Below are 24,968 nucleotides of genomic sequence, written 5' to 3' on the forward strand. Positions count from 1 at the left end.
GCCCCCATGCGCCAGCAGACCGCCCACGCCTTCGCCCGGACCGACCGCTCGCCCCTAGGGGTGTGGTGGTGGACGACCGATCGCTGGCTGCTGGGCGCGACGGCGATCCTGGTCACCCTGGGCGTCCTGCTGTCGTTCGCCTCCAGCCCGGCGGCGGCCCAGCGGATCGGCATCGACGACCAGTTCCACTTCGCCATCCGCCAGCTGGTGTTCGGCGTGGGCGCAGCGACCATCGTCCTGGCCGTGTCGATGCTCAGCCCCAAGGGCATCCGGCGGGCGGCCTTCTTTATCTACATCGTCGCCATCGGCGTCATGGCGGCCCTGCCGTTCATCGGCCACAGCGCCAAGGGCGCGGCCCGCTGGCTGATGATCGGCGGCTTCACCTTCCAGCCCTCGGAATTCATGAAGCCGGCCCTGATCATCCTGGTGTCGTGGATGTTCGCCGAGGGCCAGAAGGGCGAGGGCGTACCCGGCGTGTCGATCGCCTTCGGCCTCTATTTCATCGCCGTGGCGCTGCTGCTGATGCAGCCCGACGTCGGCCAGACCGTGCTGATCACCATCGCCTTCGGGGCCGCGTTCTGGATGGCCGGGGTGCCGATCTCGTGGATCATGGGCCTGGGCGCGGTGGCGCTCGGGGGCCTTGCCTCGACCTATTTCCTGTTCGACCACGTGCACGCCCGCGTGCAGAAGTTCCTCAGCCCCGACCAGGCCGACACCCACCAGGTGACCCGCGCCGCCGAGGCCATCCACGCCGGCGGCCTGTTCGGGCGCGGTCCGGGCGAGGGCGTCATGAAGCGCCACGTGCCCGACCTGCACACCGACTTCATCTATTCGGTCGCCGCCGAGGAGTACGGCCTGGTCTTTTCGCTGGCCCTGATCAGCCTGTTCGCCTTCATCGTGGTGCGCGGGCTCTACAAGTCGATGAAGCTGGCCGACCCCTTCGAGCAGGTCGCTTCGGCCGGGCTTTTCGTCCTCCTGGGCCAGCAGACGTTCATCAATGTCGCTGTGAACTTGAACATGATCCCGACCAAGGGCATGACCCTACCGTTCATCAGCTACGGCGGCTCGTCGATGCTGGCCATGGGGCTCACCCTGGGTATGGCGCTGGCGCTGACGCGCAAGCGGCCCGGGTCCTATGGCGGCGGCGGACCGTTCGGCCAGACCGGCGCCTTCGACTGAAGGCTCTCGGGTTAGGGAGACTGCAGTTGCGTAACACCTTCCTGGTTTCCGCCATGCGTGCGGCGGATCTGGCCTGATGAGCGGCAAGCTGGCGATCGTCGCCGCCGGGGGCACCGGCGGCCACATGTTCCCCGCCCAGGCGCTGTCGGAGGCCCTGATCGGCCGCGGCTGGCGCGTGGTGCTGGCCACCGACGAGCGCGGCGCGTTCTACGCCGACAAGTTCCCGGCCCAGGAGCGGCTGGCCCTGTCGGCCGCCACCGCCAAGGCCAACGACCCCGTCGGCATGGTCAAGGCCGGCGTCGCCGTGTTCCAGGGCGTGATGCAGGCCAAGCAGGCCTTCGCGCGCCTGAACCCGTCGGTGGTGGTCGGCTTCGGCGGCTATCCGGCCCTGCCGGCGCTGCTGGCCGCGCTGCTGGAAAAGCGCCCGACCGTCATTCACGAGCAGAACGCGGTGCTGGGCCGCGTGAACCGCTTCCTGGCGCCTTATGTCACCGAAGTGGCCTGCGCCTTCCCGACCCTGCAGATGGCCAAGCCGGCCGTGAAGGCCCGCGCCCACGTGGTCGGCAGCCCGGTGCGCCCGGAGATCCGCGACCTGGCGCAGGTCGCCTACCTGCCGCCCGAGGTGCAGCTGCGCATCCTCGTCACCGGCGGCAGCCAGGGCGCGCGCCTGCTGTCGGAGCTGGTGCCCGAAGCCATCGCCAAGCTGCCCGAAGAGATGCGCGGCCGCATGAAGGTGTTCCAGCAGGCCCGCGCCGAGAGCATGGAGCACGCCCGCAAGATCTATCGCAACGCCATGGTCGACTGCGAGGTCGCGCCGTTCTTCCGCGACATGGCCGGCCGCCTGCGCCAGAGCCACATCGTCGTCGGCCGCGCCGGCTCGTCGACCTGCTGCGAGCTGGCCGTGGCCGGCCGCCCGTCGATCCTGGTGCCGCTGAAGATCGCCGCCGACGACCACCAGCGCTTCAACGCCAAGCTGCTGGAAGAGGCCGGCGGCGCGGCCGTGTGCCTCGAGGACGAACTGACGGTCGACGCCCTGGCCGGGGCGCTGAACGCCCTGCTCAAGAGCCCCGAGCGCCTGGCCCGCATGGCCAAGGGCGCCCGGTCGGTGGCCGTGCCCGACGCGGCCGAGCATCTGGCGGACCTGGTGGAGCGCACCGCGCGTTAGGTCTGGCAAGGCTGGGGCGCGAAACATGCTTAACCGCCCGTTAAGCAACGCGCCCCAAACCGGACAAGAAGACCTGTGACAGTGCAGACACGTTCTATTTGCGGGAAAGACACATGGACCGCCGCTCGCTGATCCTCTCCGGCATGGCCTCGGGCCTGACCTCCGTCGGCCTCGGCGCCTGCGCCAGCACCTCGCAGCCGCGCAATCCCGATCCGAACGGACCGGCCTACGACACCGGCGCGGCGGCGACCTATTCGGCCGACGAGATGGTCCGCGCCACGTCGGACTTCCTCGGCGTCACGGCCGAGAGCGCCGGCGCCGCGATCGAGCGGATCTTCCGCGAGCGCGGCCAGCCCACGGGCTACGTGGCCGGCGAAGAAGGCTCGGCCGCCATCGCGGTGGGCCTGCGCTACGGCCGCGGCCTGCTCTACATGAAGAACCGTCCCACCCAGGAAGTGTTCTGGCAGGGCCCGTCGGTGGGCTGGGACTGGGGCGGCAACGCCAGCCGCGTCTTCACCCTCTGCTATAACCTGCAATACCCGGACGCCATCTTCCGCCGCTTCCCCGGCGTCGAGGGCAGCGCCTATCTCGTGGGCGGCCTGGGCGTGAACTACCAGAAGGCCGACACCATCGTCCTGGCCCCGATCCGCGCCGGCGTCGGCCTGCGCCTGGGCGCCAACATCGGCTACCTGGCCTACAGCCGCCAGCGCAACATCCTGCCGTTCTGATACGGCGGCCGGTCTTCACCGGCTTCGTCAGAAGCCGGTGAAGTATTCGGCGATCGCCGCGTCGACGGGCTCGAGCTTGAAGTCCGGCGCGGCGGCGCGGTCGAGCGCGTTGCGGATCTGCCAGGCGCTGCGGCCGACGTGCAGCCCCATGCCCCGAAGTTCTCCGACGATGGCCTCGCGCGTGGCCTCGTCCACGGCCTTGTTGCTGCGCAGGCGCGCCTGGTCCAGCCGCCAGCCGAAGATGCCGTCGGGCGTCAGCTCGATCACCGCGCCCGGCTCGGGCAGCCACTCGTAGATGGCGCTGCGCCGGTCGAGCGCATCGTCGATGTAGTTCTCCAGGCAGTTGCGATAGCGGCGGGCCGCGTCGCGGATGGCCGCCGCGTCCGCCAGCGGCCGCAGCCGCTCGGTGCCCGGGTGCGGCGGCGCCGGCGGGTCGAGGCGGAAGTCCTCGGCCACCAGGGCGAACAGCGCCTTGGTGTCGGGCGCGCGACTCCAGGCGGCGATGCGCTCGGTCAGCACCGCCGGCGACAGGCGACGCGACAGGGCCGCATGCGCCTCGGCCAGCAGCACCGCCTGGGCTGGACCCATCCGCATCGGCCCTCCGCCGTGGATGCGCACGGCCGGCGGCAGGGCGTCGAGCGTGCGCACCTCGTCGGGCGTGATCGCCGGGGCGTGGCGCAGCCGCTTGGCGGCGGCCGGTTCGGTCAGCAGCACCAGCAGCACGCGGTAGTCGGCCGGGCTCCAGGCGATCTCGCCCAGGCGCTCCAGCGCCCGGCGCAGGCCCTCGGGAGCGGGATCGAGCACCAGGCGCACGGCCTTGCGCAGCGGCTCCTCCAGCAGGCGGGCGACCTCCAGCGGCGCGGAGCCGGCGGGTTCGACGGCCAGCATCAGGCAGACCAGGTGGCGGCGCGCGGCGGGCGCGGTCAGGAACGGCGTATGGGGCGCGGGCCACAGGGTGGCCAGCGTGTCGGCGTAGTCGGGCGCGATCAGGCGCAGCAGCGGCGAAGCCGTCGTGGACGGCCCGGCCAAGGGCAGGATGGACATCGAAGAGCTCCGGACGCGGCCGGAGCGGTCGCGATCAGCGGTTGGAAACGGTGGGGCGAAGGGCCGGGCGCGCCTTGGTCGACGCGCGCCATTCCGCCGTCATCGGCGGCTTCAGCTGTGCGACGAGAAAGGTCATGCGGCGGTTCGGCTCCGGAGATCTGATCGGGAGCGGGCTGATCTCATGCGTCGCGGCTCGCGGCAAGACCGACGTTCGACGATCTGGCGCATCGCAAGGTTGCTGTGGCGCTTGGGACACGCTCGGCTTGCCCGGCGGCGGGTCAGCCCGCGTGCCGGACGGCGTAGCGGAAGACGCGGCTTTCGCCAGGCTTCAGCGTCACGCGCCAGGCGACCTGGCCCTGGCGGATGTCGTGCTTGGAAGGCTCCGACACCACCTTGAAGAACTGGACGTTCGGATCGTGGCGGATCTCGAAGGTGACGGGGATCGACTTGCTGTTGACCAGGTCGATCTCGTAGGTCCGCCGCACCGTCGTCTTGTTGGCCCGCTTGTCCTCGACCAGGCGGGGGCGGGTGCGGACGTCCATGCCCCAGCCGATCGCCAGGTCGACCGGTTCGCCGACCGCCACGTCGCGCACGGCCTGTTCGCCGGCGAAGGCGGGGACGTCGCCGATGGTCTCCATCACCGACAGGGCGCCCGAGGGCAGGGGCTTGCCGAGGCCTTGGGCGGCCTTGTTGTCGAGGCGCAGCACCACCTGCGGCGGCCGCGCGGGCTGATCCTCGCGGTAGTCGTTCCAGGGGCTGACCAACGCGACGTACAGGCGCTGGTAGCGCACGCCCTTCTCGTCGAGGAAGGCCATCTGCTTGGTCTGGCGGGCGGCCACCGTGACCGGTTCGGGCAGGGTGTAGAGCTTGTAGTCGCCCAGGTCGGACTGTGCGGCCAGCGGCGCGCGGCGCATGGCGGTGACGCTCAATTCCGCGGGTGGGGGAGGCGGCGGCGGGGGCGGAGGGGGCGGCGCCATCGCGGGCATGGCGCCGACATCGTAGGCGCCCGCCATGCCCGGCTGGCCGTGGGTGGTGGTGTCCATCGGCCAGCAGTCGCGGCGCACGGGGACCACGCGCGGGCGGATGATATTGACCGGCACGCGTTGCAGCTTGCCGGCCACCAGCTGGGTAGGCGCGTCGGCGAAGCTCGTGCCCGAGCTGTTCATCAGGGTCAGCCAGCCCAGCAGGTCCAGCGTCCGACCATCCGGGTTGAGGGTGGCGACGTAGTCGGCCTGCCAGTTCACGCCGATCGCCAGGTAGGTCAGGGTCAGCGCGTATCGCCCGGCCATCGGGACGTCGATCTCGGCCGAGAGGCTGGGCTTGCTGGACAGGCCCTCGGGCGCGCGGTCGAACACCAGGCGCTCGGCCCCGCCCGAGCAGCCCAGCACCTCGACGCCCTCGGCGGTCTGGACCATCAGGCCGGACGGGCCCTGGAGCAGTGTGGCGTCGACGCTGGACTGGCGACCGGTCTCGCGGTTGGTGCGCACCACCTTCACCGGCTTGCCCAGCGAGCGCTCGACCAGGGTTCCGGGGCTGAGCAGGGCGTAGTCGTAATTGCGCTCGACCGCGCCGGAGGGCAGGCCCTCGATGGCCGCGCTCTGCGGGATCAGGCCTTCGGCGACGCCGTCGAAACGCAAGGTGTGGCGGCCGGCCGGGAGCTCGACCGTGCGGGTCTCGCCGACCAGGATCAGGCCCTTCTCGAAGGCCTGCTGCTTCTGCCACGGCGACAGCGTCTGCACCGGTCCCTGGCCGTCGCGATAGAGGGTGACGGCCACGGCCTCGGCGGCGGGCGAGGCGATGACTTCCGCGCGGGCCATGGCTGGCGCGCAGAGCAGGGCAAGGGCGGCGAGGGCGGAGCGCAGCAGCAAGGTACCTCCCCCTGTGGGGGAGGCGGTCGCGCAGCGACCGGAGGGGGGCGTGGCAAGGCCAGCGGTCATTCCCCCCACCGTCGCCTTCGGCGACACCTCCCCCACAGGGGGAGGTTTCCTGAGCCTCAGCCCGATCCTCACCAGCCGTTGTCCACCGTGAAGGTCAGGACGGTCTCGCCGTTGGCGGGGACGGGCACGCTCCAGGCCAGGGTGCGGGCGTCGATACGGCGGCTGGGCAGGCTTTCGTCGGTGACCTTGCCGTCGCGCCACAGGCCGGCCTGGCGCAGCTCGACCGTCACCGCCTCGGGGCGGGCGTTGCGCACCAGGTATTTCATGACGTAGCGCGAGCGGGTCTTGGAGATCTTCTCCTGCGAGACCAGGGTCGCCTGGCTGGAGACGTCGAAGGCCTCGCCGGTCTTGATCGACAGTTCCGAGCCGGCCGAGGTGTGGCCGATGTTGTTCTCGCCGATGAACTTGGGATCGCCCGCCTGGTCGCGCATGTAGACGCGCATGGTCCCGGCCGGCAGCTGGTCGCCCAGGCCCTTCAGCTTCGAATTGCTGAACTGGATGGCGGTGATGGCCTTCTGCGGATTGGCGTCGCTGGAGAAGCCGTACTCGCGCACCTCGTAGACCTTCTTGGCCGCGACGCCCTGGGCGCTGAGGAAGCCGACCTGCTTGCTCTGGTTGGAAGCGATCGTGGTCCGCTCGGGCAGGGGATAGATGTAGTAGTCGGCGATGCGCTCGCGGTCGCTGCCCTCGGTCCCGGCCGAGGTGGCGCCGCCGTTGTAGCCGCCGCCGTTGAACTGGTTGACGTTACCGGCCACCAGCTGGGTCTGGGCGTTCTCGAAGGCGGTGCCGGAGTTGTTCTGCAGGGTGATCCAGCCTTGCAGGTCCAGCGCGCCCTTCTTCTCGTCGAACAGGGCGACATAGTCGGCCGCCCACGACAGGCCCGAGGTCAGATAGCTGAGCGTCACCGGCGTGGGGCCGGCCTTCTCGGCGTTGACCGTCACCGACAGGGTGGGGCGGGCGCGCAGGGTCTCGGGCACCTTGTCGAAGATCACCCGGGTGGGCACGCCGTCGTCGCGCAGCACCTCGATGCGGTCGCCGATCTTCAGCACCACGCCCTCGTTGGCGGCCAGCACCGTCGCGGTCTCGGTGGTCTCCTTGCCGTCGCCGGGGTTGGTGCGGACGATCTTGATCTGCCGCCCGACCGCCTTTTCCATAAGCTTGTCGGGGGTCAGGAGGTCGTAGTCGAAGTTCTGCTCGACCACGGCCAGGGTGGGCGAGGACAGGCTGACGGTCTCGGGTCGGATCGCGGCCGAGACGTCCTTGAACTCGAGCCGCTGGCGGCCGGCGGCGACGTCGATCGTCCGCTGGTCCTGAACGAGCGCCAGGTTGCTGTTGTAGATGGTGACCGAGACCTTGGGGGCGGTCTGGGCGTGGGCCATCTGGAAGGGGGCGGCGGAAGCGGCGGCCACGCAGGCGGTGGCGAACAAAGCGGCGCGAAGCATCGGCGCGGCGTCTCCCTCTATCGTTGCAGCCACGTTTTCATGCGCGCGATGGAATGTCGAGAGATTAGGTTTGTAAATTTAAATGCTCCCCCTGAAGGGGGAGCTGTCGCGTAGCGACTGAGGGGGAGGGATTGCTGACTTCGGGTCGCGTTGACCCTGTCAGACACTTCCCCCCTCCGGCCCTCCGGGCCGCCTCCCCCTTCAGGGGAGGATCGGATTATTTCCCCCACACCTGCGCCAGCCGGCGATCGCGCCCGCAGCCGGTGCGATAGAGGTGGTACTCGACGGCGTTGTTCTTGGCGTAGTCGCGGTGATAGGCCTCGGCCGGCCAGAAGGTCTGCAGCGGCAGGATCTGGGCCTTCATCGCGCCGGTCTTCAGGCGCTGGGCGGCCAGGGCGCGCGAGCGCTCGGCGGCGGGGCGTTGGTCGGCGTCGACGAAGACGGCGGGGCGATAGGAGGGGCCGCGGTCGCAGAACTGGCCGCCGTCGTCGGTGGGATCCACGAGCTTCCAGTAGCGCGACAGCAGGTAGGCGTACTCGATCCTGGCCGGGTCGTAGGTGACGCGGACGGCCTCGTAGTGGCCGCTGCGCTCGCTGGTCACGTCGCGGTAGGTCGGGTTCTTGACGTGGCCGCCGGTATAGCCGCTCTCGACCTTCACGACGCCGGGGATGCCGCGCATGTCGTTCTCCATGCACCAGAAGCAGCCGCCGGCGAAGACGGCGGTCTTGGTCGCGGCGAGGGCCGAGGCCGGCAGGGCGGCCAGGGGCGCGGCCAGCAGGGCCAGGGCGACGAGGAGGCGACGGATCATGGGCGGTCCTTTCAGAAGCTCGAGATAGGTACGGATCGAGCCGGCGAAAGGATGGAGGCGATCAGCGCCAGCCGTGGCCGACGCCCCGCACCACCGGAACCGACGCCAGGCGCGCGGCCAGCACCTGGGCGCGGTCGTCGCCCTGGTCGTCGATCTCCAGGCGAATGGAGATGGCCGCGCCCTCGGGCTGGGCGGTCAGGGCGCGCAGGCGCACCTGCTGCACGCTGGCCACGCCCAGCACCCGCATCAGGGCGTCGGGCGTGTCCTCGGCGGTCACGAGAAACAGGCGGCGCCGATCCTCGCGAAGTTTGTCGTCTTCCGATTTGAGCTCGCCTACGTCGCCAAGGCTCACGGGCGCACCCACTGGTGTTCCACGCTGGCCGAGTTGACGCCGGGCCAGGCGGCCAGGTCGCGGGCGAGCAGGCGGGCGGCCTGGTCGCCGAGGCGACGGACGCGCAAGGAAGCCTCGACCAGCTGGCCGACGGGCTTGAGGGACAGGTTGCACAGCTCGGCGCCGCAGTCGGCCAGGCTCTGGCGGACGGCGTCCAGCGCGCTGGGCGCGTCCTGGGCCGACAGGAACAGCTGGTGGACGGTGACGCCGTCGTCGTCGCTGTGGAAGGCGGGTGGGGAAGGCAGGTAGCTCATGTTCGAAGATCCTTTTGAGTTTGAGGACCGTCGGACCGCGCAACGAAAAAGCCCCGCTCCTTTCGGAGGCGGGGCTTTTTCGGATCTCGTGATCCTTCGGCTTGGTTTTCCAGGGAGGTCCCTAGTCTGCGCGCCGTCTTTGCCCCGTCCTGACAGGCACGGTTTTAATCTGGTTCATCTTCGACATCATGGCGCACCACATCGCGACGCCGGCCGAGAGGCCAGTCGTAAAGAGCGCGATGGTAATCAGGTGCGAGGGCATGGAGTCGGAATGGGTCCAGGTAGGCTTGCAGGTCAACAGGTAACGCTTGCCGACCCGCCGCGCAAGCTCTTGCCGCGCGGCGGGCCAAAATGCCTCATCTTGGGCAAGAATTAGGCGAGTTCGATCGCCATGGCCGTGGCCTCGCCGCCGCCGATGCACAGGGAAGCCAGGCCGCGCTTGGCCTTGCGGGCCTGAAGCGCCGAGATCAGCGTGCACAGAATGCGGGCGCCGGACGCGCCGATCGGGTGGCCCAAGGCGCAGGCGCCGCCGTTGACGTTCAGCTTGTCGTCCGGAATGCTCAGCTCCTTCCGGGCGATCATGGCCACCACGGCGAAGGCCTCGTTGACCTCGAAGAGGTCGACGTCGGCGACGCTCCAGCCGGCGCGGTCCAGCGCCTTCCGCATCGCCGGCACCGGGGCGGTGGTGAAGAGGCCCGGCTCGTGGGCGTGGGCGGCGTGGCTGACGACGGTGGCGACCACCGGCAGGCCCAGGGCCTGGGCGACGCTCTTGCGGGTCATGACCAGGGCGGCGGCGCCGTCGCTGATCGAGCTGGAGTTGGCGGCCGTGATCGCCCCGTCGCGCGAGAAGGCCGGGCGCAGGGTGGGGATCTTGGCCGGATCGGCCTTCAGCGGCTGCTCGTCCTTGTCGATGGTCTCCGTACCCTTGCGGGTGGTGACCGTCACCGGCGCGATCTCGGCGGCGAAGGCGCCGCTCTCGACGGCGGCCTTGGCCTTGAGAAGGCCCTTGGTCGCGTAGTCGTCCATGGCCTCGCGGGTGAACTGGTAGTCGGCGGCGGTGTCCTCGGCGAAGGCGCCCATCAGCTTGCCGGGGCTGTAGGCGTCCTCCAGGCCGTCGAGGTACATCGAATCCCAGATCTGGTCGTGGCCGATGCGGGCCCCGCCGCGATGCTTGGCCATCAGGTAGGGCGCGAGCGTCATGCTCTCCATGCCGCCGGCGACGATGACGTCGGCGCTGCCGGCCAGCAGGGCGTCGTGGGCCATGATGGCGGCCTGCATGCCGCTGCCGCACATCTTGTTGACGGTCGTGGCCTCGACCGACTTGGGCAGGCCCGCGCCCAGGGCGGCCTGGCGGGCCGGCGCCTGGCCAAGACCAGCCGGCAGAACGCAGCCCATGATGATCTGGTCGACCTTGTCGCCGGCCAGGCCCGCGCGCTCCAGGGCGGCCTTGACGGCCGTCGCGCCCAGTTCGGTGGCCTTCACCCCGCCCAGCGCGCCCTGGAAGCCGCCCATCGGCGTGCGGGCGAAGCTGACGATCACCACAGGATCGGCGCGATTGGACATGGACGAACTCCCGATACGTTTATTTTGCGGTGGAATAGGCCCTCTATCGGCCCGCTTGCGCAAGTGTCTTGCGTATGCGTTCGACGCAAGAAGCGGCCGGCGGCGGAAGGGCGGCTCCCGTCGTCGGCCGGAAAGTCGAGCAATGAACCGAGAGAGTCAATTGCGATAAAAAACTTACTCGAGTTCGTACTGAAAAGCAACGGCCCTTGCATTCCCTCGCGGAACGCCGCACCTTCGCCCTATGGGCCGCACCGCCGACTATAGCCAGCAACGCTGCGCCATCGCCGCCACCCTCGAGGTCGTCGGCGATCCCTGGACCCTGCTGATCCTGCGCGACGCCTTCCAGGGCGTGCGGCGCTTCGAGCAGTGGCAGGAACGCCTGGGCGTGGCGCGCAACGTGCTGGCCGCGCGGCTCAAGAGCCTGGTCGGTTACGGGGTGATGGAGACGCGCCGCTATTCGGAGCGCCCGCCGCGCCACGAGTATGTGCTGACCGCCAAGGGGCGCGACCTGTCGAACGTGCTGCTGACCATGGCCGAGTGGGGCGACCGCCATGTCTATGGCGTGGGCAATGGCCCGGTGCACTTCGTGCACAAGGCCTGCGGCTGCGACTTCCACCCCAAGCTGGCCTGCGAGGCTTGCGGCCAGGTGGTCGACGGCCGCGACCTGTCCCGGGTGATCCACGACGACCCCGGCCCCACGGTGGCGCAGGCGCTCGAGGCCGTCGCGGTGAAGGTGGCGGCGGAATAGGGCCTAGGCGCCCTCCGCCTCGCGCAGGCTCTTGGGGCGCATGTCGGTCCAGACGTTCTGGATGAACTCGAGGCACTGGCTCTTGGTCCCGCTGAAGCCGGCGCTCTGCCAGCCCAGCGGCAGATCGCGGCCGGCCGGCCAGATGGAATACTGCTCCTCGTGGTTCACGACCACGGTGTAGAGCGTGTTGTCTTCGTCGCCTTCGTACATCGTCCCCGCCTTGCATGCATTGGATGAGGCGCGAGGCTTGGTCGTAGCGAGGGTCGCTGTCAATCGCGCAGGTGGAGCTTGCGTGGTGCGCGCCGTCAGGTTGCGCGCGGCGTGCGGTTGCCTGGGGGTAATCGGCGGGCGTCCACAGCCAAGTTAACGGCAAGGCTTGAAGCGCCGGAACGCGCGCGAAACGAATCAGGACCGAATCGCTGACACGGTCCGATTCGGGATTTGTTCCCTACAAGCTATTGTAGCTTAACGCCGGTTAACCACAATGGCGTTCCCCGAGCGGCGTTTGGCGAGCGCGGTCAGTCGACGTCGGCGGGGCAGGTGGCGGCCAGGCGCTTGGCGCTCATCACGCCGGCGATGGGCAGGCCGTTGATGGTCTTCATCTTCACGTCGAGCTTGAAGCTCTCGGGGGTGTAGCTGCCCTTGGCGCTGACCGGGGCCACGCGGCCCTTCTTGTCGGTCCACGTGCCCTTCAGGGCGATCTTGCCGTCGTCGACCTGGTTGGTGGTGTAGTCGCACTTGTAGCGGCGGGTGCAGATGCCCTTGGAGAACTGGGCGGCGTCGGCCGGCTTGATGCACTTGTCCTCGCTGCCGGCGGGGATGATGCCGATCCGGTAGCTGTATTCCCAGTGGCCGGGCAGAATCGTCGCCTTCGGGGCGGCGGCCGTCGCCGGCGCGGTCACGGCGAATCCCACGGCCAGGGCGGCCAGGGAAGCGGCGAGGGCGGGGGCGGCGAGGGCGATGGAACGCATGCGGTCGAACTCCTTCATGGCCGCGTATATAAGGAGCCGCAGATGAACCGCGATTGAAGGCGGGGAGATGGCGGGCGTTCAAGCCCATGCGCCTTGACTCCGGCGGGCTCCATCGCCTATATCGCCCCCTCTCGCGCGGCGGACCTGTCCGGAAGCGCGCCTGACATTATGTTCGCGGGGCCTTCGGCTTCGCCTAGCCCAAGGTACTCGTCATGTCGCGCCGTTGCGAACTCACGGGCGTCGGTCCGATGATCGGCCACAACGTGAGCCACTCGAACATCAAGACCAAGCGCCGGTTCCTGCCGGCTCTGTCGCCTGCCACGCTGCAGTCGGAATCGCTGGGTCAATCCTTCAAGCTGCGTATCAGCAACGCCGCTCTGCGCACCCTGGACTTCAAGGGCGGCCTGGACGTGTTCCTGCTGGGCGCCAAGGACGAGCAGCTGTCGCCGCGCGCCCTGAAGATCAAGGCCCAGGTGAAGGCCAAGGCCAAGGCCGCCGCGCAGGCCGCCTAAGCCTTTCGACCCTCCAGTCCTCAGGATTGGCGGTCGAACACGAAAAGCCCGCCAGGTTCGCCTGGCGGGCTTTTTCGCGTTTCACTCCTGGGCCCTCTCTCAAAGAGAGAGGGAGGGGCCCGCCGCGAAGCGGTGGGAGGGTGAGAGGTAACAAACTCTCCGGATAGGGCGTCTGGGAGGGTGGGCTTTCCCCCTGCCTTGTCTCCAGGGCGTCGCTTCTGCGGAGGGGGTGCAGCTGGAGGTTTCGAGGTCTGCCGGCCAGCGGTGAAACCTCTCACCCTCCCACGCCTTCGGCGCGGGCCCCTCCCTCTCTCAAGGAGAGAGGGAAGCAAAAAGCCGCCGTCGCGGGGCGACGGCGGCTCTTGAAGCCTTGGAAGGGCTGGGCGCCTTAGCGGGCGGCCATTTCCAGAGGCTTGGCCGGGTTGGCGGCGTTGTAGGCGATCAGGTCGGCGTTGCCGAGCTTGGTCACGGCGTCGTTGACCGACGAGCGGACGCAGGCCGGGTACAGGTACATGGCCAGCGACTCGCCGCGGACGTCCTGCCAGCAGACGGTCGAGGCGGCCTTGACGATGTCGGCGCGGACGTCGGCGGCGGCGCGGCCGGCGACCTTGACGCGGACTTCGGCGGCGCCGGCCGGAGCGGCGGCCAGCAGGGCCAGGGCGGAGAGAGCGAGAGCGGCGGAGCGGATCATGGATGGGATTCCGGGTCGGGCGGCGCCTTAAGCGCACGGTTCAGATCGACCGCTTCCCGACGCGTTCCTCCGGCGACTGGTCCAGGATCTCGCCCGCTCTGTCGCCGGAGAACAGCCTTAGCTCATCGCTGATCAGTTATCAACAGTCATGTTGTCGCAACTTTCGGGCGAAGTCATTGATTTCACGCGCTTGTTACCGGTGTCATGATCTGCGCTCCAGGCAAGCAAAAGCCCGCGGAGCGGGGGCTCCGCGGGCTCTGGTCCCGATGGGCTAAGGCGTAGAAGCGCTTAGCGGGCCGAGGCGGTCTTGATCAGACCGTTCGGGCGCCATTGGGTCTTGTCGTAGGCGGTCAGGGTCGGGCTGCCGACCTTTTCGACGGCGGCGCGGGCCACGTCGCGGATGCAGTAGGGCAGCACGTCGGCGCCGTAGGTGGTCGAGCCGTTGTCTTCCTGGCACACCGAGGTGGCGGCCTTGACGATGTCGGCGTGCACGGCGGCGGTGGTGCGGCCGGCGACCTTCACGGTGACTTCACCGGCGAAAGCGGCGGGGGCGCTCAGGAGAGCGATGGCCGAAGCGGCCAGAACAAACACACGTTGCATTTCAGTCATTCCGGAAAGGGGGTTGGGATCAACCTCCTCCCGATGCGTTCCTCTGACGGCCGACCGGATCTCGCCAGTTCGTCGCCGTCACGAACTAGATAGTGCTGACAGCGTTGTCATATCAAGCGCCTTTTTGGCTCCCGGTGTCAATTTTTTACGACGCCGGCGAACGTTGCGTGCGCAAAAGGCAGTCTGTGCAGCAAATAAGCGCCTCGAAACCCATTAGTTTCAGGTGAAATTATCCCAGTCTAAGGTTTGAGTGCGCGACGCTGGACCCGACTTCGGGCGATCGGCGGGAAGGTCCTGGCCCCGATGGCGGCGCTGAGCGGCAGGGCCGCCCAACGGGCGATCCGAGGCCATCGGACGGAAGGCGCGATCAGCCGCTGTTGCCATCGCGCCACAGCGACCAGTCGGTTTCGGCGATGATTCCGGGGGAAGGGAGCGCAGCCCGGCCTTGCGCGGCGCTATGGCTAGCGGAAGGTGCGCTTCCGGCGGCGCCAGGCCCAGGTCGCCAGGCAGATGACGGCCACCAGCACGCTCATGATCAGCAGGCGGGTCGGGAAGTGACGGAGGGCCTCGACGAAGCCGTCGTCGGTGACGTCGAACAGGAATTGTCCGCCTAGGATCGGCAGGGCCAGAAGCGGATAGTTCGACAGGTTCCAGCGCATGGGACCACCCTAGCGCGCGCCACAACCCTGGCAAGAGGCGGCGGCGCGCGGGGTCAGCGGCGCTTCTTCTTTGGCGGCGCGGGCGGCGGCGCGGGCTGGGGCGGCGGCGGGGTCCAGTCGAAGGCCAGCAGCAGGGTGCGCTGGTTCATCGAACCGCCGTTGTCGTCCGACAGCAGATAGATCCGCGTGGCGCCGTTGGGGCCGGCGGCCAGGGCGATCCCCTCGAAATTGTCGCGCGTGACCTGGCCGTCCAGCATCAAGGTGGCCAGCGGGTATTGCTTGGCCGCCGGCAGCAGCGGGTCGGGCAGGAACCGCACCTGAGCGCGCCAGCCGCGCACGGGGTCGTAGGCCCGGTGCAGGGTGGCCAGCGCCTTGCCCTGGAAGGCGGCGAAGCCCGACAGGCCCCAGGTGAAGTCGTTGGGCGTCTGCGGGGCGATCGACTGGCAGCTGGCCGACAGCCGGCACAACCAGGCCTCGCCCTCCTCGCCGCCGACGAGATAGGCGTCGGGGCCGGCGGCCGGATAGGCGGTGATCGCCTCCATGCCCTCGTTGTCGGGGAAGACGGTGGCGGGCTTGGGCGCGACCGCCGGCCGGCTCCACTGGCCGTCGGCGCCGACGGCGTAGCGCCAGATGCGATGATCGCGCTCGAAGCTGACCAGGCGTTCGCCGTTCGGCAGGCGGGTCAGCCCCTCGGCGTCGCCTTCGGTCTTGCCGCGCAGGCCCTCGCCGTCGACGCCCAGCAGGGGCGACAGCTTTCCATTCGTCAGGCCGACCAGGCGTCCGTTGGCGTCGAGCTGGAGCTTGGCCGAGAAGCGGTCGCCGTCGTCGGTGATCGCTTCCAGGCCGTTGTCGTCGGTGAGGATCAGGTCCGACAGGCCGTGCAGGCGGCTGGTGTCGGCGCTGGTGACGTGGATGCCGCCGGCATAGACGAAGCGGCCGACGGCCGTCTGGCTGGCGTCCGAGGCGTTCAGCGGCACGGGCGCGACCGTCAGGCCGATCTCCGGCCCGACCTTGACCGGCGCGGCGGGCAGCACGACGGGCGGCGGCGGGGCCGGCTTGGGCCCGCACTGGGCCAGCATGCCGCCGGCCAGGCCAAGGACGAGCAGGCTGCGCAGTCCGATCACGCCGGAACCTTGCGCGCGGCCTTGGGAGCCTGGGGCACGACGGTGGGCGGCGGCGGCAGCAGGCCGCGGGCGCGCACGGCGGTGCGCGGCTCCTCGTCGAACAGTGCGGCCAACTGCTCGACCAGCACCCCGCCCAGCTGCTCGACGTCGACGATGGTGACGGCGCGGCGGTAGTAGCGGGTCACGTCGTGGCCGATGCCGATGGCGATCAGCTCGACCGGGCTCTTGCCCTCGATCTCGGCGATGACCTGCCGCAAATGCCGCTCCAGATAGTGGCCCGAATTGACGCTCAGGGTGGAGTCGTCCACCGGGGCGCCGTCGGAAATCACCATCAGAATGCGGCGGGCTTCGGGCCGGCCGATGATCCGCTGGTGCGCCCACATCAGGGCCTCGCCGTCGATGTTCTCCTTCAGGAGACCCTCGCGCATCATCAGGCCCAGGTTCTTGCGAGCCCGGCGCCAGGGCGCATCGGCGGCCTTGTAGACGATGTGGCGCAGGTCGTTCAGGCGGCCGGGCGAGGGCGGCTTGCCGGCCTTGATCCACTCGTCGCGGCTGGTTCCGCCCTTCCAGGCGCGGGTCGTGAAGCCCAGCACCTCGGTCTTGACGCCGCAGCGTTCCAGCGTGCGCGCCAGGATGTCGGCGCAGACGGCGGCGACCATGATCGGGCGGCCGCGCATCGAGCCGGAATTGTCGATCAGCAGGGTCACGACCGTGTCGCGGAACTCCTGGTCCTCCTCCTGCTTGAAGGACAGCGGCGCGGTGGGGTCGATGATCACCCGCGTCAGGCGGGCCACATCGAGCATCCCTTCCTCGAGGTCGAAGGTCCAGGCGCGGTTCTGCTGGGCCAGCAGGCGGCGTTGCAGCTTGTTGGCCAGGCGCGAGACGACGCTGGAGAGGGCCGACAGCTGCTGGTCGAGATAGGCGCGCAGGCGGGTCAGCTCGTCCGGATCGCAGAGCTCCTCGGCCGAGACCACCTCGTCATAGGCCGTGGTGAACACCTTGTAGGCCGGCTCGCCGCCCTTGTCGGCCGACGGATCGGGACGGGCGGGCTTGGCGCCGTCGCCCATGTCGGGCGTCTCTTCGCTGTCCTGGGCCTCGCCTTCCTGGTCGGACTGGACGATCTCCTCGTCGCCGGCCTGGCTCTCGCGGTCGGAGGCCTCGCTTTCCTGCGGCGAAGAGCCGTCGGTCTGCTCGCCCTCGCCGTCGCCCTGATCGTCGTCGGCGGTGTCGGTGGGGTTTTCGTCGTCGCCCTCGTCTTCGTCCGAGCTTTCGGTGGCGTCGTTGACGTCGTCCCCTAGGTCGAGGTCGCGCAGGATCTGGCGGGTGACCTTGGCGAAGGCGGCCTGGTCGTCGACGGCGGCGGCCAGGCGGTCGAGGTCCTTGCCGGCCTTGCTCTCGATGTCGGCGCGCAGGATCTCGACCAGGGCTTTCGCGCCATCGGGCGGGGCGTCGCCGGTCAGGCGTTCGCGCACCATCAGGCCCAGGATCTCGGCCATGGGGGCGTTGTTGCGGTCGAAGGCGACGGCGCGGGTCAGGCCCTGCTTTTCCAGCCGGGTCTCCAGCACCGTGGTCAGGTTGGCGCGCACCCCGCCCAGCGCATTGGCGCCTATGGCTTCGATGCGGGCCTGCTCCAGCGACTCGTAGATCGCCTGGGCGTCGGGCGCGGCCGGACGAGAGCGGGCATGGGTCGACGGGTCGTGGTGGGCCAGGCGCAGGGCGATCTGGTCGGCCATGCCGCGCAGGCGGGCGGCGTCCGGGCCGGACAGGTCGCGCGGCGGATGCGGCAGCACCGCGCGGTTGCCTACGAGGCCCGGCGACTCGCCGGAGAACACGATCTCGAGGTCCGGCGTCTCGGCGAGCGAGCGGGCGGCGTGCGCCAGGGCGCGCTTGAAGGGTTCGGTCGGGTTCTCGGGCTTGGCGGCCATGGCTTTGGAGTTAGCGGCGCGGGCCGGCGAACACAAGGAACGACGCGCGCCAAGGCGACGTTGATCCGATGAAGCCTGCATCACGCGGGCCCTGTGCAAGGAGCTTACCCATGCTGAAATGGGCTCTGATCTTCGCCGTGGTGGCCATCATCGCCGGCGCGCTCGGTTTCACCGGCATCGCGGGCGCCGCGGCCGGCGTGGCCAAGATCCTGTTCTTCCTGTTCCTGGTGGTGTTCGTGGTCGTGCTGGTGCTCGGCCTGGGCGTCTTCAAGGGCGTGACGGGGAAATGATCCTGGCCACAAGGAACCTCCCCCTGTGGGGGAGGTGATCGCGAAGCGATCGGTGGGGGGAGTGATTGCTTAGTCGTCCGTCTTCTCGGCGGTTGAAACCGTCCCCCCCACCGGCCTGCGGCCGCCTCCCCCAGAGGGGGAGGTTCTCCTCCGGCCTACTTCCAGCCCTTCCCCTGCGCCTCGACCAGCGCCACCAGGTCCCCCATCGCCAGGTTGACGTCGGCCAGGTGCAGGCCCCAGGCCTTCAGCGGCGAGCCCAGCACCATCAGGTCGCCGGGGATGTCGTCGACGCGCGGGTCGGCCGGAACGCCGTGGACCTTGATGGCCAGGTAGTCGTAGGGGCCGCTCGCGGCGCATTCGGCGGTCACCAGGCCCGGCGTCGAGACGAAGGTAGTGGTCACGTCCTTGCCCTTGATCCAGGGCGTCTTGCGCGGCGCGCCGGCGATGGTCCTGTCGCTGAAATAGCTGTGCAGCGGCGCTTCGCCGCCGGCCAGGGCGGCCGGGTTGACGCAGGCCGCGCGCTTGGCGCCCTCCGCCTTGCCGAAGAAGGCCGGCTCGGCCGGCGGGCTGGAGGCGCGGAACGACACGTAGGAGACGATGCAGCCCACTTGGCCCGGCTTGCGGCACATCTTGATCCCGCCATAGGCGTCGGTCGCCGGATCGATGGGCGTGTTCATGCCGATGATCAGGGCCGAGACCAGCTGCTTCTGGACCGGCTTGCCGTCGATCTCCTCGGCCAGCAGGCGCAGCAGCACGCGCGAGCCCTGCGAGTGGCCGATCAGCACGACGCCGCGCCCGCCGTTGTCGCGGGCCAGGTAGTCCTTCCAGGCGTCCAGCACGTCATTGTAGGCCAGGGCCTCGTCGCCCGGGGAGGCCTTGCCCTGCATCACCTGGCGCAGGGCCGCCAGGGTCACCTGCCGGTACATCGGCGCGAAGGTGCGACAGACCTGGCCGAAGCGCGCGAACTGCTGCTCGGCGACGATGGTCTCGGCCGGGTCGATGGTCATGTCGCTGTTGCCGCCGGGATCGGTCGACACCGTCGGATAGACGTAGAAGCAGTCGATCGGGGCCTTCGGATCGGCTTTGAAGGGCTCGACCCTGGTCGCGCCGTCGGCGGCGACGATCGTGGCGGTCTGGTCCTGGGCGCAGGCGTCCTGGCGGCCCGGACGACACAGCCAGGAGGAGTCCTGCGTGTAGTCGTTCCTGGGCTGAGGACCCGTCGGCGCCGGCTGGGCGCAAGCCGTTCCGGCCAGCCCCATCGAGACCGCCAGCGCGGCCCAGATCGTCTTGTGCATTTCCATCCCCTCACGGGCCGAACGGCCGTTTGGCCGGGAGGATGGCTTGGGAGGAGGAGAAGGGGAAGTCGAAGTTCTCTCCTCCCCCGTGAAACGGGGGAGGGGGACCGCGAAGCGGTGGAGGGGGCGAGACTGGGCTCTGTGCCGGCTGTCGCCCCCTCCGTCACGGCGCTGATAGCGCCGCGCCACCTCCCCCGTTTTACGGGGGAGGAGCAGGAGGCCAGCCCGTCAGATCAGAGCCCCGGCACGATCGCCTTCAACCGCGCCTCGCCGGTTGGGGCGTCGTGATGCGGCGGGCCGCCATTGGGGAAGCCGCCGGGCGGCGGGCCGGGCGGGCGGCCGTTCATGCCGCCATTGGGCATGCCTTGAGGAGGCGGACCCATGCCGCTGGGCGGGGGTCCCATCCCTCCAGGCGGCGTACCGCCAGGACCCATCCCCGCGTCGTCCTTCCAGTCGGCGGCGGGATCGACGCCCAGGATCAGGGCCAGCACATAGCCATCCTTGGCTTCCCTGACACTGGCGACCATGGCCTCGCCGCCCTGCAGGGCGATGCCGTCCTGGCGGTTGAACATGTCGCGCGCCCGGGGGCGTTTGTAGGCCGGGAGGTTCTCGTAGAGGAACTCCGACAGGGCGTCTGGCACGAACAGCTGGGCGGTCAGGGCGGTGCGCTCGTTCAGGTGCACCTTGATGTGGATGTGCGGGGTGCGGCCCTCGTACCAGCCTGGCCAGATGGTCCTGAAGGCGACCTTGCCGGCGGCGTCGGTGGTCTGGGCGCCGCGCAGGAAGGTCGCTCCCTTGGCGGCCGCCTGGTGGTCGTCGCCCTGGCCCTCGTAGCCGGAATAGATGCCTTGCGCGTCGCAATGCCAGATGTCGACCCGCGCCCCCTTCAGCGGCCGGCAGGCGCCGTCGACGACGGTCAGGGCCACGGTGACGGGGGCGCCTTTCTTGCCTTCGGTGATGTCGGCGCGATCGAGCTTGGGGTCGAACCAGTAGGGCCCCTGGGTGACCTGGGGCGTCAGGGCGCAGACGTTTTCGGCGGCGGCGACCGGGCGCGCCGAGGCGGCGATGGCGGCGAACGGCGCGGCGCCGGCCAGGGCCAGCAGGCCTCGACGGCTGGGGGAAACGGGCGAGGGCATCGGGACTCCGAAACGTGAGCCGCCCTTGTGGCCGGGCGATCCTGCCGGCGTATGTCGAGGTCTTGCGGGTTTGCAATGGTGGGCGCCGCATGTGGGGCGGCGACTGCGCGGAACCTCCCCCCGTGGGGGAGGCGATCGCGAAGCGATCGGTGGGGGGAAGTCGGTGGGAAGCCGGCCGGTGTCTCGGAAGCTGAAAACGGCCCCCCACCGGCCTTCGGCCGCCTCCCCCACAGGGGGAGGTTCCTATTGGCGGACTACAGATACTTCGTCAGACTCAGCGACGAGAGCGTGCTGATCATCGAGTACATGGCCTCCAGCTGGGTCTCGTACTGGGTGGCCAGAACCGCCGTCTCGGCTAGGTCGGCGTCTTTCAGGTTGGAGGCCAGGGTGTCGATGCTCTCGATCTTGGCCTCGTTGCGCTCGATCAGGCGGTCGAGGGTGGAGGCCTGGATCGAGACCTGCTCCTGCAACGAGCCGATGCCGGTCAGGGCCTCGCCGGCCAGGTCGTAGGCGGCCGAGACCACGTCGCTGTCGTCGGGCGAGGCGATGATCATCGAAAGGGCGCGGGCCAGCTTCTCGAACGCCGCCGAGCCGCCGGAGACCGACAGGCCGATGGTCTGGCCGTCGGTGGTGGTGAAGGTCCGCGTGGCAGACGAGCCCTGGTAATAGTCGGCGTCGACGCCGGCGGAGGGATCCCAGTCGACGTCGCTGAAGTCGGCGGCGGCCGTGTCGCCCGCCGTGCCCGAGAACAGGTAGGTCCCGCCCGAGGTGCTGTTCATCAGCGCCTGCAGGTCAGTGAGCCAGTTGGTGGCGTACTGGGCGGTGGTGGCCGAGTCGATCGTGGTGCTCGAGATCATCGAGGCCAGCTGGGTCTTGATGGTGGTGGCGAGGTCGGCGATGTCGCCCAGGGCCGAGTAGGCGGCGTTGACATAGGCGGTGGCGGTCTGGGCGGCGGCGTTCTCGGCCGTGAGGGCCGTGCTCTGGCTGGACAGGCGCAGCAGGCTGCCGGTGTTGCTGCCCAGGCCCCCGTAGGTGGTGGATTTCAGGCCAGAGGCGGTCTGGGCCTGCTGGTCGGCGAGCTTGGCCTGCACCTTGAGGCTGGCGGCCAGCATGGTCGTGGAGTGACCGAAGGTGGCGATGCGGCTGATCATGGTCAGTTCACCATCTGGATCAGGGTGTCGAACAGCTCCTGCACCATCGAGACGAGCTGGGCGTTGGCCTCGTACTGCGACTGGTAGGTGGTCAGCAGGGCCAGTTCCTCGTCGACATTGACGGCGGTGGTGTTCTGCAGCCGCGTGGTCGCCGCCTCGTAGGTCGACAGGGCGCTGGCGGCGCTGGACGAGGCGTTGGAGACGAGGGTGGCCGCGCCGGAAACGAAGCTTGAGGCATAGGACGACAGGCTGACGGTCTTGGCGGCCTGGTCGCCGGCGGCGGCGAAGCTCAGCGTTCCCGACAGCATCGACGACAGCTTGTCGATCGTGGCGCTGTCGGAGGTCGACAGGGCGCGGTCGCCCACGGCCAGGGTGACGGAGGTGTCGAGGGCGGCCGTGGCCAGCAGGCTGTAGTCGCCCGACAGCTTGGACGAGACGGCGATGTCGGCGGCGGTCGACCCCGAGAACAGGTCGTTGAAGCCGAAATAGTCCGAGAAGCCCTGCGCCGATGCGCCCACCGCCGCGCCGATGTCGCCCAGGGCGACGCCGTTGGCGCTGTCGTCGGCGGTGATCGACAGCTTGCCGTCCGAGCCGATGCTGGCCGACAGGCCGTCGACGGCGTCGAGCGCGCTGACGAGATCGGCCAGGGTCGAATAGGCCGACAGGTCGATGTCCTGGGTCGAGACCGTCGAGCCGCTGGAATCGACCACGGCCACCCGCAGCGCGCCGGTCGCCGAGAAGGCGTCGGAGCCGGAGACGGCCTGGGCGCTGGTCAGGGCGTTGGGCGCGGGCGTGGCCGAGCCGGCGTTGCTGATGGCGTTGACCTGGGCGATCAGGGTCGAGGCCAGGGCGTCAAGCTCGGCCTGCTCGTCCACCAGCGTCTTGTCGCGCAGGCTGACCAGCGCGCCCAGCTGGCCGGAGTCGAGGCTTGCGGTGACGTCCTTGCCGTTCAGCGTGATCCCCGAGATCGAGGTCGGATAGACGCTGGTCGAGGAAAGCGCGCTGGAGGCGGTGTACGAAAGCTTGGCGGCCGTCGTGCCCAAGAGCTGGTCGCCGCCTGTGGTGTAGACCACCAGCCGGTTGTCCGAGGTGGTGTAGCTGCTGACCCCGATCAGGCCCGACAGGGTGGTCAGGGCCGCGTCGCGCTGGTCCTGCAGGGCGGTGACGTCGCCGCCCTGGGCGGTGACCGAGACGATCTGGTCGTTCAGCGAGGCCAGGGTCGAGAGCGTCGAGTTGATGGTGTCGACCGTGATGGCGATCTCGGCGTTGGCCTGGGTGCGCAGGTCCTGGATCGAGGCCGACAGGCTGCTGATCCCCGCGGCCAGGTCGGACGCGGCCGAGACCGTCGCGGCCTTGGCCGTGTCGCTGTCGGCGCTGGCCGACAGGGCGGTCAGGGCGCTGGAAAAGGCGTCGAGCAGGCTGGAGAGATCATCGCCGCTGTCCACCGAGCCGAGGGCGGCGTCGTAGGACTGCATGTAGATGTCGATCGTGGAGGCATAGCCCGAGACGGCCGCCGTCTTGACCACGGTCTTGGCCAGATAGGTGTCGGCCGCCCGCTGCACGGTGGCGCTGGAGGCCGAGTTGAGGGCCGTGGTCGCCGTCGTGCTGACCGTCTTCTTGCTGTAGGTCAGGTCGTCGGCGTTGGCCACGTTGGCGTTGGCCACCGCGATCTGCATCTGGGCGGTCGACAGGGCCGACGAGGCCGAGCTGATGATCGACGACAGCGACATCGGCGTCAGTCCTTGCGGCGACGGTGGTCGCGCAGCGACGCCACCCCGCCGCGATAGCCGGCCTGGGCGTTGAGGCCGCGGTTCACCGCCTGGATGCGCACGCGCTCCTGGGCCATCTCGGTCTCCAGGGTCGCCATACGGTCTTCCAGCGTCGCCTGCACCTCGTGCAGGTTCGACAGCATGAGCAGGCGCTGGTCGTCCGAAAGGGCCGAGAGGCCGTCGGCGATGCTGCGGGCCAGGGCGCGGGCCTCCTCGACCGACGAGACCACGGGCGTCTTGGGATCGCGGCGGGCCTTCTGGGCGCGGGTGTGCAGGCGTTCGATCGTGCCCATGACGCTCACCGGACCGCCTGGATCAGGGTGTCGAACATGTCGCTGGTGGCGCTGATCACCTGCGAGGCGGCCGAATAGGCCTGCTGGGCGATGATCATCTTGTTGAACTCGGTCGCTGTGTCGGTGGTCGAGCCCTCCAGCGCGCTGGCCACCAGGCTGCCGGCGTTGCCTTCGCCGGGCAGGTTCAGGTGCACCTGGCCGGCGGCGGTGTTCTCGTCATAGACCGTGCCCGAGACGTGGGTCAGGCCGTTGGGGTTGCTGAAGGTGGCGACCGGGATCTGGTAGATCGCCAGGCTGACCCCGTTGTCGAAATTGGCCGTGACCAGGCCGCTTTCGTCGATGCTGATCCCCGACAGCTCGCCGTAGTTGGCGCCGTCCTGCTCGAAGGTCGGGCTGATCGACAGGGTCGAGGAGGTCGAGGCGTACTGGGTCAGGCCGTCGGTGCCGCCCGTCGAGCCGAGGTCGAGCACGATGGCGCTGTCGGCCGCGCCGGTCGACAGGCCGGTGATGCTGATGTTGACCGGCGACGGGTCGGTGGTGGCCAAGCTGCCGTCGGAGTTGAAGGTCACCGTCACCGTGCTCGGGCTGATCGTGCCCGAGGTGGTCGTGCTGTCCTTGGTCAGGGTCGGGTCCGACAGGCTCAGCGACCAGGTGTTGTCGCCGGTCTTGGTCCAGGTCTGGCCGACGGTGTGGCTGACGCCCAGGGAGTCGATGACCTCCATGCTGGTGTCGAAGCTCTGGCCCGTCGTTGCGTCGGCCGGCAGGTTGGCGGCCATGCTCACCGTCGAGGTGGCCTTGGCCGTGCCGCTGATCGAGTCGAGGTTGATCGCCGACAGGCTGGTCAGGTCGCTGGTGTTGGACGCCAGGACGTTGCCGTCGGAGTCCGTCGGGTAGCCCATCAGGTAATAGCCTTCGCTATTGACCAGATAGCCGTTGGCGTCCGTCGAGAAGCTGCCGTTGCGGCTGTAGACGAGGTCGCTGCCGCTGTCGCCGGCGTTGGCCGCGACCACGAAATAGCCCGAGCCGTCGATGGCGATGTTGGTCGCCACGCTGGTCGAGGAGATGGCGCCGGTGACGTTCAGCGCCTGGTTGGTCTTGGCCACCACTGAGCTGGTCGAGGTGTTGGTGCCCATGGCGCCGCTGACCAGCGACTGGAACGACACTTCCGTCGTCTTGTAGGCGGTGGTCGAGGCGTTGGCGATGTTCTCGGAGATCGCCGACAGGGCGATGCTCTGGGCCGAAAGGCCCGAGACGGCGGTCGAGAGGGCGGAGGACAGGCTCATG

At 69.4% G+C, this 24,968-nt stretch carries 26 protein-coding genes; 6 read left to right on the top strand and 20 right to left on the bottom strand.

All coding sequences use genetic code 11. The features are described from left to right. Positions 1-6 precede the first annotated feature (6 nt). The 3 genes from ftsW to DDF62_RS19040 all read left to right on the top strand — a co-directional run bounded on the left by ftsW (position 7) and on the right by DDF62_RS19040 (position 3,072). Positions 7-1,179 carry a putative lipid II flippase FtsW gene (gene ftsW, locus DDF62_RS19030; RefSeq protein WP_101720078.1) on the top strand — a complete coding sequence of 391 codons (1,173 nt, stop codon included), beginning with the start codon at positions 7-9 and terminating at the stop codon, positions 1,177-1,179. A 76-nt stretch (positions 1,180-1,255) separates the two neighbouring features. Beyond that, on the top strand, positions 1,256-2,344 hold the full coding sequence (gene murG / locus DDF62_RS19035; RefSeq protein ID WP_116490544.1) for an undecaprenyldiphospho-muramoylpentapeptide beta-N-acetylglucosaminyltransferase: 1,089 nt from the start codon (positions 1,256-1,258) through the stop codon (positions 2,342-2,344). Between the two features lie 113 nt (positions 2,345-2,457). Then, positions 2,458-3,072, top strand: a complete 615-nt coding sequence (locus tag DDF62_RS19040; RefSeq protein ID WP_116490545.1) for a DUF1134 domain-containing protein — start codon at positions 2,458-2,460, stop codon at positions 3,070-3,072. 27 nt (positions 3,073-3,099) lie between these two features. Here DDF62_RS19040 and DDF62_RS19045 read toward each other — a convergent pair whose 3' ends face one another. The 7 genes from DDF62_RS19045 to DDF62_RS19075 form a co-directional block, all read right to left on the bottom strand. After that, positions 3,100-4,116, bottom strand: a complete 1,017-nt coding sequence (locus DDF62_RS19045) for a hypothetical protein (RefSeq protein ID WP_116490546.1) — start codon at positions 4,114-4,116, stop codon at positions 3,100-3,102. A gap of 278 nt (positions 4,117-4,394) precedes the next feature. Then, on the bottom strand, positions 4,395-5,984 hold the full coding sequence (locus DDF62_RS19050) for a DUF4139 domain-containing protein (RefSeq protein ID WP_244286869.1): 1,590 nt from the start codon (positions 5,982-5,984) through the stop codon (positions 4,395-4,397). 137 nt (positions 5,985-6,121) lie between these two features. After that, complete coding sequence (locus DDF62_RS19055; RefSeq protein ID WP_116490547.1) at positions 6,122-7,495, bottom strand: DUF4139 domain-containing protein; 1,374 nt, start codon at positions 7,493-7,495, stop codon at positions 6,122-6,124. 217 nt (positions 7,496-7,712) lie between these two features. Then, on the bottom strand, positions 7,713-8,300 hold the full coding sequence (gene msrA / locus DDF62_RS19060) for a peptide-methionine (S)-S-oxide reductase MsrA (RefSeq protein WP_244286878.1): 588 nt from the start codon (positions 8,298-8,300) through the stop codon (positions 7,713-7,715). Between the two features lie 64 nt (positions 8,301-8,364). Continuing rightward, complete coding sequence (locus DDF62_RS19065; RefSeq protein WP_116490549.1) at positions 8,365-8,655, bottom strand: hypothetical protein; 291 nt, start codon at positions 8,653-8,655, stop codon at positions 8,365-8,367. Further along, positions 8,652-8,948, bottom strand: coding sequence for a hypothetical protein (locus tag DDF62_RS19070; RefSeq protein ID WP_101715332.1), 297 nt, complete (start codon positions 8,946-8,948; stop codon positions 8,652-8,654). The genes DDF62_RS19065 and DDF62_RS19070 overlap by 4 nt, the downstream gene beginning before the upstream one ends. A gap of 372 nt (positions 8,949-9,320) precedes the next feature. Continuing rightward, the gene (locus DDF62_RS19075; protein WP_116490550.1) at positions 9,321-10,511 is read right to left on the bottom strand and encodes an acetyl-CoA C-acyltransferase; all 1,191 of its coding nucleotides are present in this window, start codon (positions 10,509-10,511) and stop codon (positions 9,321-9,323) included. 241 nt (positions 10,512-10,752) lie between these two features. On the opposite strand from DDF62_RS19075, the gene DDF62_RS19080 reads away from it, so the two are divergent. Continuing rightward, positions 10,753-11,259 (top strand): winged helix-turn-helix transcriptional regulator, encoded by a 507-nt coding sequence (locus DDF62_RS19080; protein ID WP_116490551.1) that lies wholly within the window; start codon positions 10,753-10,755, stop codon positions 11,257-11,259. 3 nt (positions 11,260-11,262) lie between these two features. On the opposite strand, the gene DDF62_RS19085 is transcribed toward DDF62_RS19080, so the two are convergent. Continuing rightward, on the bottom strand, positions 11,263-11,469 hold the full coding sequence (locus tag DDF62_RS19085; RefSeq protein WP_116490552.1) for an MbtH family protein: 207 nt from the start codon (positions 11,467-11,469) through the stop codon (positions 11,263-11,265). Positions 11,470-11,777: 308 nt separating this feature from the next. Then, on the bottom strand, positions 11,778-12,230 hold the full coding sequence (locus tag DDF62_RS19090; RefSeq protein ID WP_116490681.1) for a DUF3617 domain-containing protein: 453 nt from the start codon (positions 12,228-12,230) through the stop codon (positions 11,778-11,780). 212 nt (positions 12,231-12,442) lie between these two features. Between DDF62_RS19090 and rpmB the strand changes: the two genes are divergently transcribed. Further along, positions 12,443-12,742, top strand: coding sequence for a 50S ribosomal protein L28 (gene rpmB / locus DDF62_RS19095; RefSeq protein ID WP_101715328.1), 300 nt, complete (start codon positions 12,443-12,445; stop codon positions 12,740-12,742). A 388-nt stretch (positions 12,743-13,130) separates the two neighbouring features. Here rpmB and DDF62_RS19100 read toward each other — a convergent pair whose 3' ends face one another. From DDF62_RS19100 to cobT, 5 genes are all read right to left on the bottom strand, one after another. Continuing rightward, positions 13,131-13,433, bottom strand: a complete 303-nt coding sequence (locus tag DDF62_RS19100) for a hypothetical protein (RefSeq protein ID WP_116490553.1) — start codon at positions 13,431-13,433, stop codon at positions 13,131-13,133. A gap of 288 nt (positions 13,434-13,721) precedes the next feature. After that, positions 13,722-14,033, bottom strand: coding sequence for a hypothetical protein (locus DDF62_RS19105; protein ID WP_058346490.1), 312 nt, complete (start codon positions 14,031-14,033; stop codon positions 13,722-13,724). A gap of 470 nt (positions 14,034-14,503) precedes the next feature. Then, positions 14,504-14,701: a hypothetical protein gene (locus DDF62_RS19110; RefSeq protein ID WP_116490554.1), complete on the bottom strand. Its 198-nt coding sequence runs from the start codon at positions 14,699-14,701 to the stop codon at positions 14,504-14,506. Positions 14,702-14,754: 53 nt separating this feature from the next. Further along, positions 14,755-15,825 carry an esterase-like activity of phytase family protein gene (locus DDF62_RS19115; RefSeq protein WP_116490555.1) on the bottom strand — a complete coding sequence of 357 codons (1,071 nt, stop codon included), beginning with the start codon at positions 15,823-15,825 and terminating at the stop codon, positions 14,755-14,757. Continuing rightward, a complete protein-coding gene (gene cobT / locus DDF62_RS19120; protein WP_116490556.1) occupies positions 15,822-17,750 on the bottom strand; it encodes a cobaltochelatase subunit CobT in 1,929 nt (642 codons plus the stop codon). Before cobT ends, DDF62_RS19115 begins: the two co-directional genes overlap by 4 nt. A gap of 110 nt (positions 17,751-17,860) precedes the next feature. On the opposite strand from cobT, the gene DDF62_RS19125 reads away from it, so the two are divergent. Then, complete coding sequence (locus DDF62_RS19125) at positions 17,861-18,040, top strand: DUF1328 family protein (protein ID WP_116490557.1); 180 nt, start codon at positions 17,861-17,863, stop codon at positions 18,038-18,040. A 155-nt stretch (positions 18,041-18,195) separates the two neighbouring features. Here DDF62_RS19125 and DDF62_RS19130 read toward each other — a convergent pair whose 3' ends face one another. The 6 genes from DDF62_RS19130 to flgE all read right to left on the bottom strand — a co-directional run bounded on the left by DDF62_RS19130 (position 18,196) and on the right by flgE (position 24,967). Continuing rightward, a complete protein-coding gene (locus DDF62_RS19130) occupies positions 18,196-19,335 on the bottom strand; it encodes a DUF3089 domain-containing protein (RefSeq protein WP_116490558.1) in 1,140 nt (379 codons plus the stop codon). A gap of 233 nt (positions 19,336-19,568) precedes the next feature. Then, positions 19,569-20,471: an intradiol ring-cleavage dioxygenase gene (locus tag DDF62_RS19135; RefSeq protein WP_116490559.1), complete on the bottom strand. Its 903-nt coding sequence runs from the start codon at positions 20,469-20,471 to the stop codon at positions 19,569-19,571. Between the two features lie 254 nt (positions 20,472-20,725). Then, complete coding sequence (locus DDF62_RS19140; RefSeq protein ID WP_116490560.1) at positions 20,726-21,622, bottom strand: flagellin; 897 nt, start codon at positions 21,620-21,622, stop codon at positions 20,726-20,728. 2 nt (positions 21,623-21,624) lie between these two features. Further along, the gene (flgK, locus tag DDF62_RS19145; RefSeq protein ID WP_116490561.1) at positions 21,625-23,352 is read right to left on the bottom strand and encodes a flagellar hook-associated protein FlgK; all 1,728 of its coding nucleotides are present in this window, start codon (positions 23,350-23,352) and stop codon (positions 21,625-21,627) included. Positions 23,353-23,357: 5 nt separating this feature from the next. Next, positions 23,358-23,684 carry a hypothetical protein gene (locus tag DDF62_RS19150; protein ID WP_133244956.1) on the bottom strand — a complete coding sequence of 109 codons (327 nt, stop codon included), beginning with the start codon at positions 23,682-23,684 and terminating at the stop codon, positions 23,358-23,360. A 5-nt stretch (positions 23,685-23,689) separates the two neighbouring features. After that, positions 23,690-24,967: a flagellar hook protein FlgE gene (gene flgE, locus DDF62_RS19155; RefSeq protein WP_116490563.1), complete on the bottom strand. Its 1,278-nt coding sequence runs from the start codon at positions 24,965-24,967 to the stop codon at positions 23,690-23,692. Position 24,968 lies beyond the last annotated feature (1 nt).

The organism is Caulobacter radicis (assembly GCF_003094615.1).
GTDB classification, from domain to species: Bacteria; Pseudomonadota; Alphaproteobacteria; order Caulobacterales; family Caulobacteraceae; genus Caulobacter; species Caulobacter radicis.

What these genes read in the sequence shown, in the direction of transcription:
- ftsW (WP_101720078.1), top strand. Translation starts at nt 7, where the DNA reads ATGCGCCAGCAGACCGCCCACGCCTTCGCCCGGACCGACCGCTCGCCC.
- murG (WP_116490544.1), top strand. Translation starts at nt 1,256, where the DNA reads ATGAGCGGCAAGCTGGCGATCGTCGCCGCCGGGGGCACCGGCGGCCAC.
- DDF62_RS19040 (WP_116490545.1), top strand. Translation starts at nt 2,458, where the DNA reads ATGGACCGCCGCTCGCTGATCCTCTCCGGCATGGCCTCGGGCCTGACC.
- DDF62_RS19045 (WP_116490546.1), bottom strand. Translation starts at nt 4,116, where the DNA reads ATGTCCATCCTGCCCTTGGCCGGGCCGTCCACGACGGCTTCGCCGCTG.
- DDF62_RS19055 (WP_116490547.1), bottom strand. Translation starts at nt 7,495, where the DNA reads ATGCTTCGCGCCGCTTTGTTCGCCACCGCCTGCGTGGCCGCCGCTTCC.
- DDF62_RS19070 (WP_101715332.1), bottom strand. Translation starts at nt 8,948, where the DNA reads ATGAGCTACCTGCCTTCCCCACCCGCCTTCCACAGCGACGACGACGGC.
- DDF62_RS19075 (WP_116490550.1), bottom strand. Translation starts at nt 10,511, where the DNA reads ATGTCCAATCGCGCCGATCCTGTGGTGATCGTCAGCTTCGCCCGCACG.
- DDF62_RS19080 (WP_116490551.1), top strand. Translation starts at nt 10,753, where the DNA reads ATGGGCCGCACCGCCGACTATAGCCAGCAACGCTGCGCCATCGCCGCC.
- DDF62_RS19085 (WP_116490552.1), bottom strand. Translation starts at nt 11,469, where the DNA reads ATGTACGAAGGCGACGAAGACAACACGCTCTACACCGTGGTCGTGAAC.
- DDF62_RS19090 (WP_116490681.1), bottom strand. Translation starts at nt 12,230, where the DNA reads ATGCGTTCCATCGCCCTCGCCGCCCCCGCCCTCGCCGCTTCCCTGGCC.
- rpmB (WP_101715328.1), top strand. Translation starts at nt 12,443, where the DNA reads ATGTCGCGCCGTTGCGAACTCACGGGCGTCGGTCCGATGATCGGCCAC.
- DDF62_RS19100 (WP_116490553.1), bottom strand. Translation starts at nt 13,433, where the DNA reads ATGATCCGCTCCGCCGCTCTCGCTCTCTCCGCCCTGGCCCTGCTGGCC.
- DDF62_RS19105 (WP_058346490.1), bottom strand. Translation starts at nt 14,033, where the DNA reads ATGCAACGTGTGTTTGTTCTGGCCGCTTCGGCCATCGCTCTCCTGAGC.
- DDF62_RS19110 (WP_116490554.1), bottom strand. Translation starts at nt 14,701, where the DNA reads ATGCGCTGGAACCTGTCGAACTATCCGCTTCTGGCCCTGCCGATCCTA.
- cobT (WP_116490556.1), bottom strand. Translation starts at nt 17,750, where the DNA reads ATGGCCGCCAAGCCCGAGAACCCGACCGAACCCTTCAAGCGCGCCCTG.
- DDF62_RS19125 (WP_116490557.1), top strand. Translation starts at nt 17,861, where the DNA reads ATGCTGAAATGGGCTCTGATCTTCGCCGTGGTGGCCATCATCGCCGGC.
- DDF62_RS19130 (WP_116490558.1), bottom strand. Translation starts at nt 19,335, where the DNA reads ATGCACAAGACGATCTGGGCCGCGCTGGCGGTCTCGATGGGGCTGGCC.
- DDF62_RS19135 (WP_116490559.1), bottom strand. Translation starts at nt 20,471, where the DNA reads ATGCCCTCGCCCGTTTCCCCCAGCCGTCGAGGCCTGCTGGCCCTGGCC.
- DDF62_RS19140 (WP_116490560.1), bottom strand. Translation starts at nt 21,622, where the DNA reads ATGATCAGCCGCATCGCCACCTTCGGTCACTCCACGACCATGCTGGCC.
- flgK (WP_116490561.1), bottom strand. Translation starts at nt 23,352, where the DNA reads ATGTCGCTGTCGTCGATCATCAGCTCGGCCTCGTCGGCCCTGTCGACC.
- DDF62_RS19150 (WP_133244956.1), bottom strand. Translation starts at nt 23,684, where the DNA reads ATGGGCACGATCGAACGCCTGCACACCCGCGCCCAGAAGGCCCGCCGC.
- flgE (WP_116490563.1), bottom strand. Translation starts at nt 24,967, where the DNA reads ATGAGCCTGTCCTCCGCCCTCTCGACCGCCGTCTCGGGCCTTTCGGCC.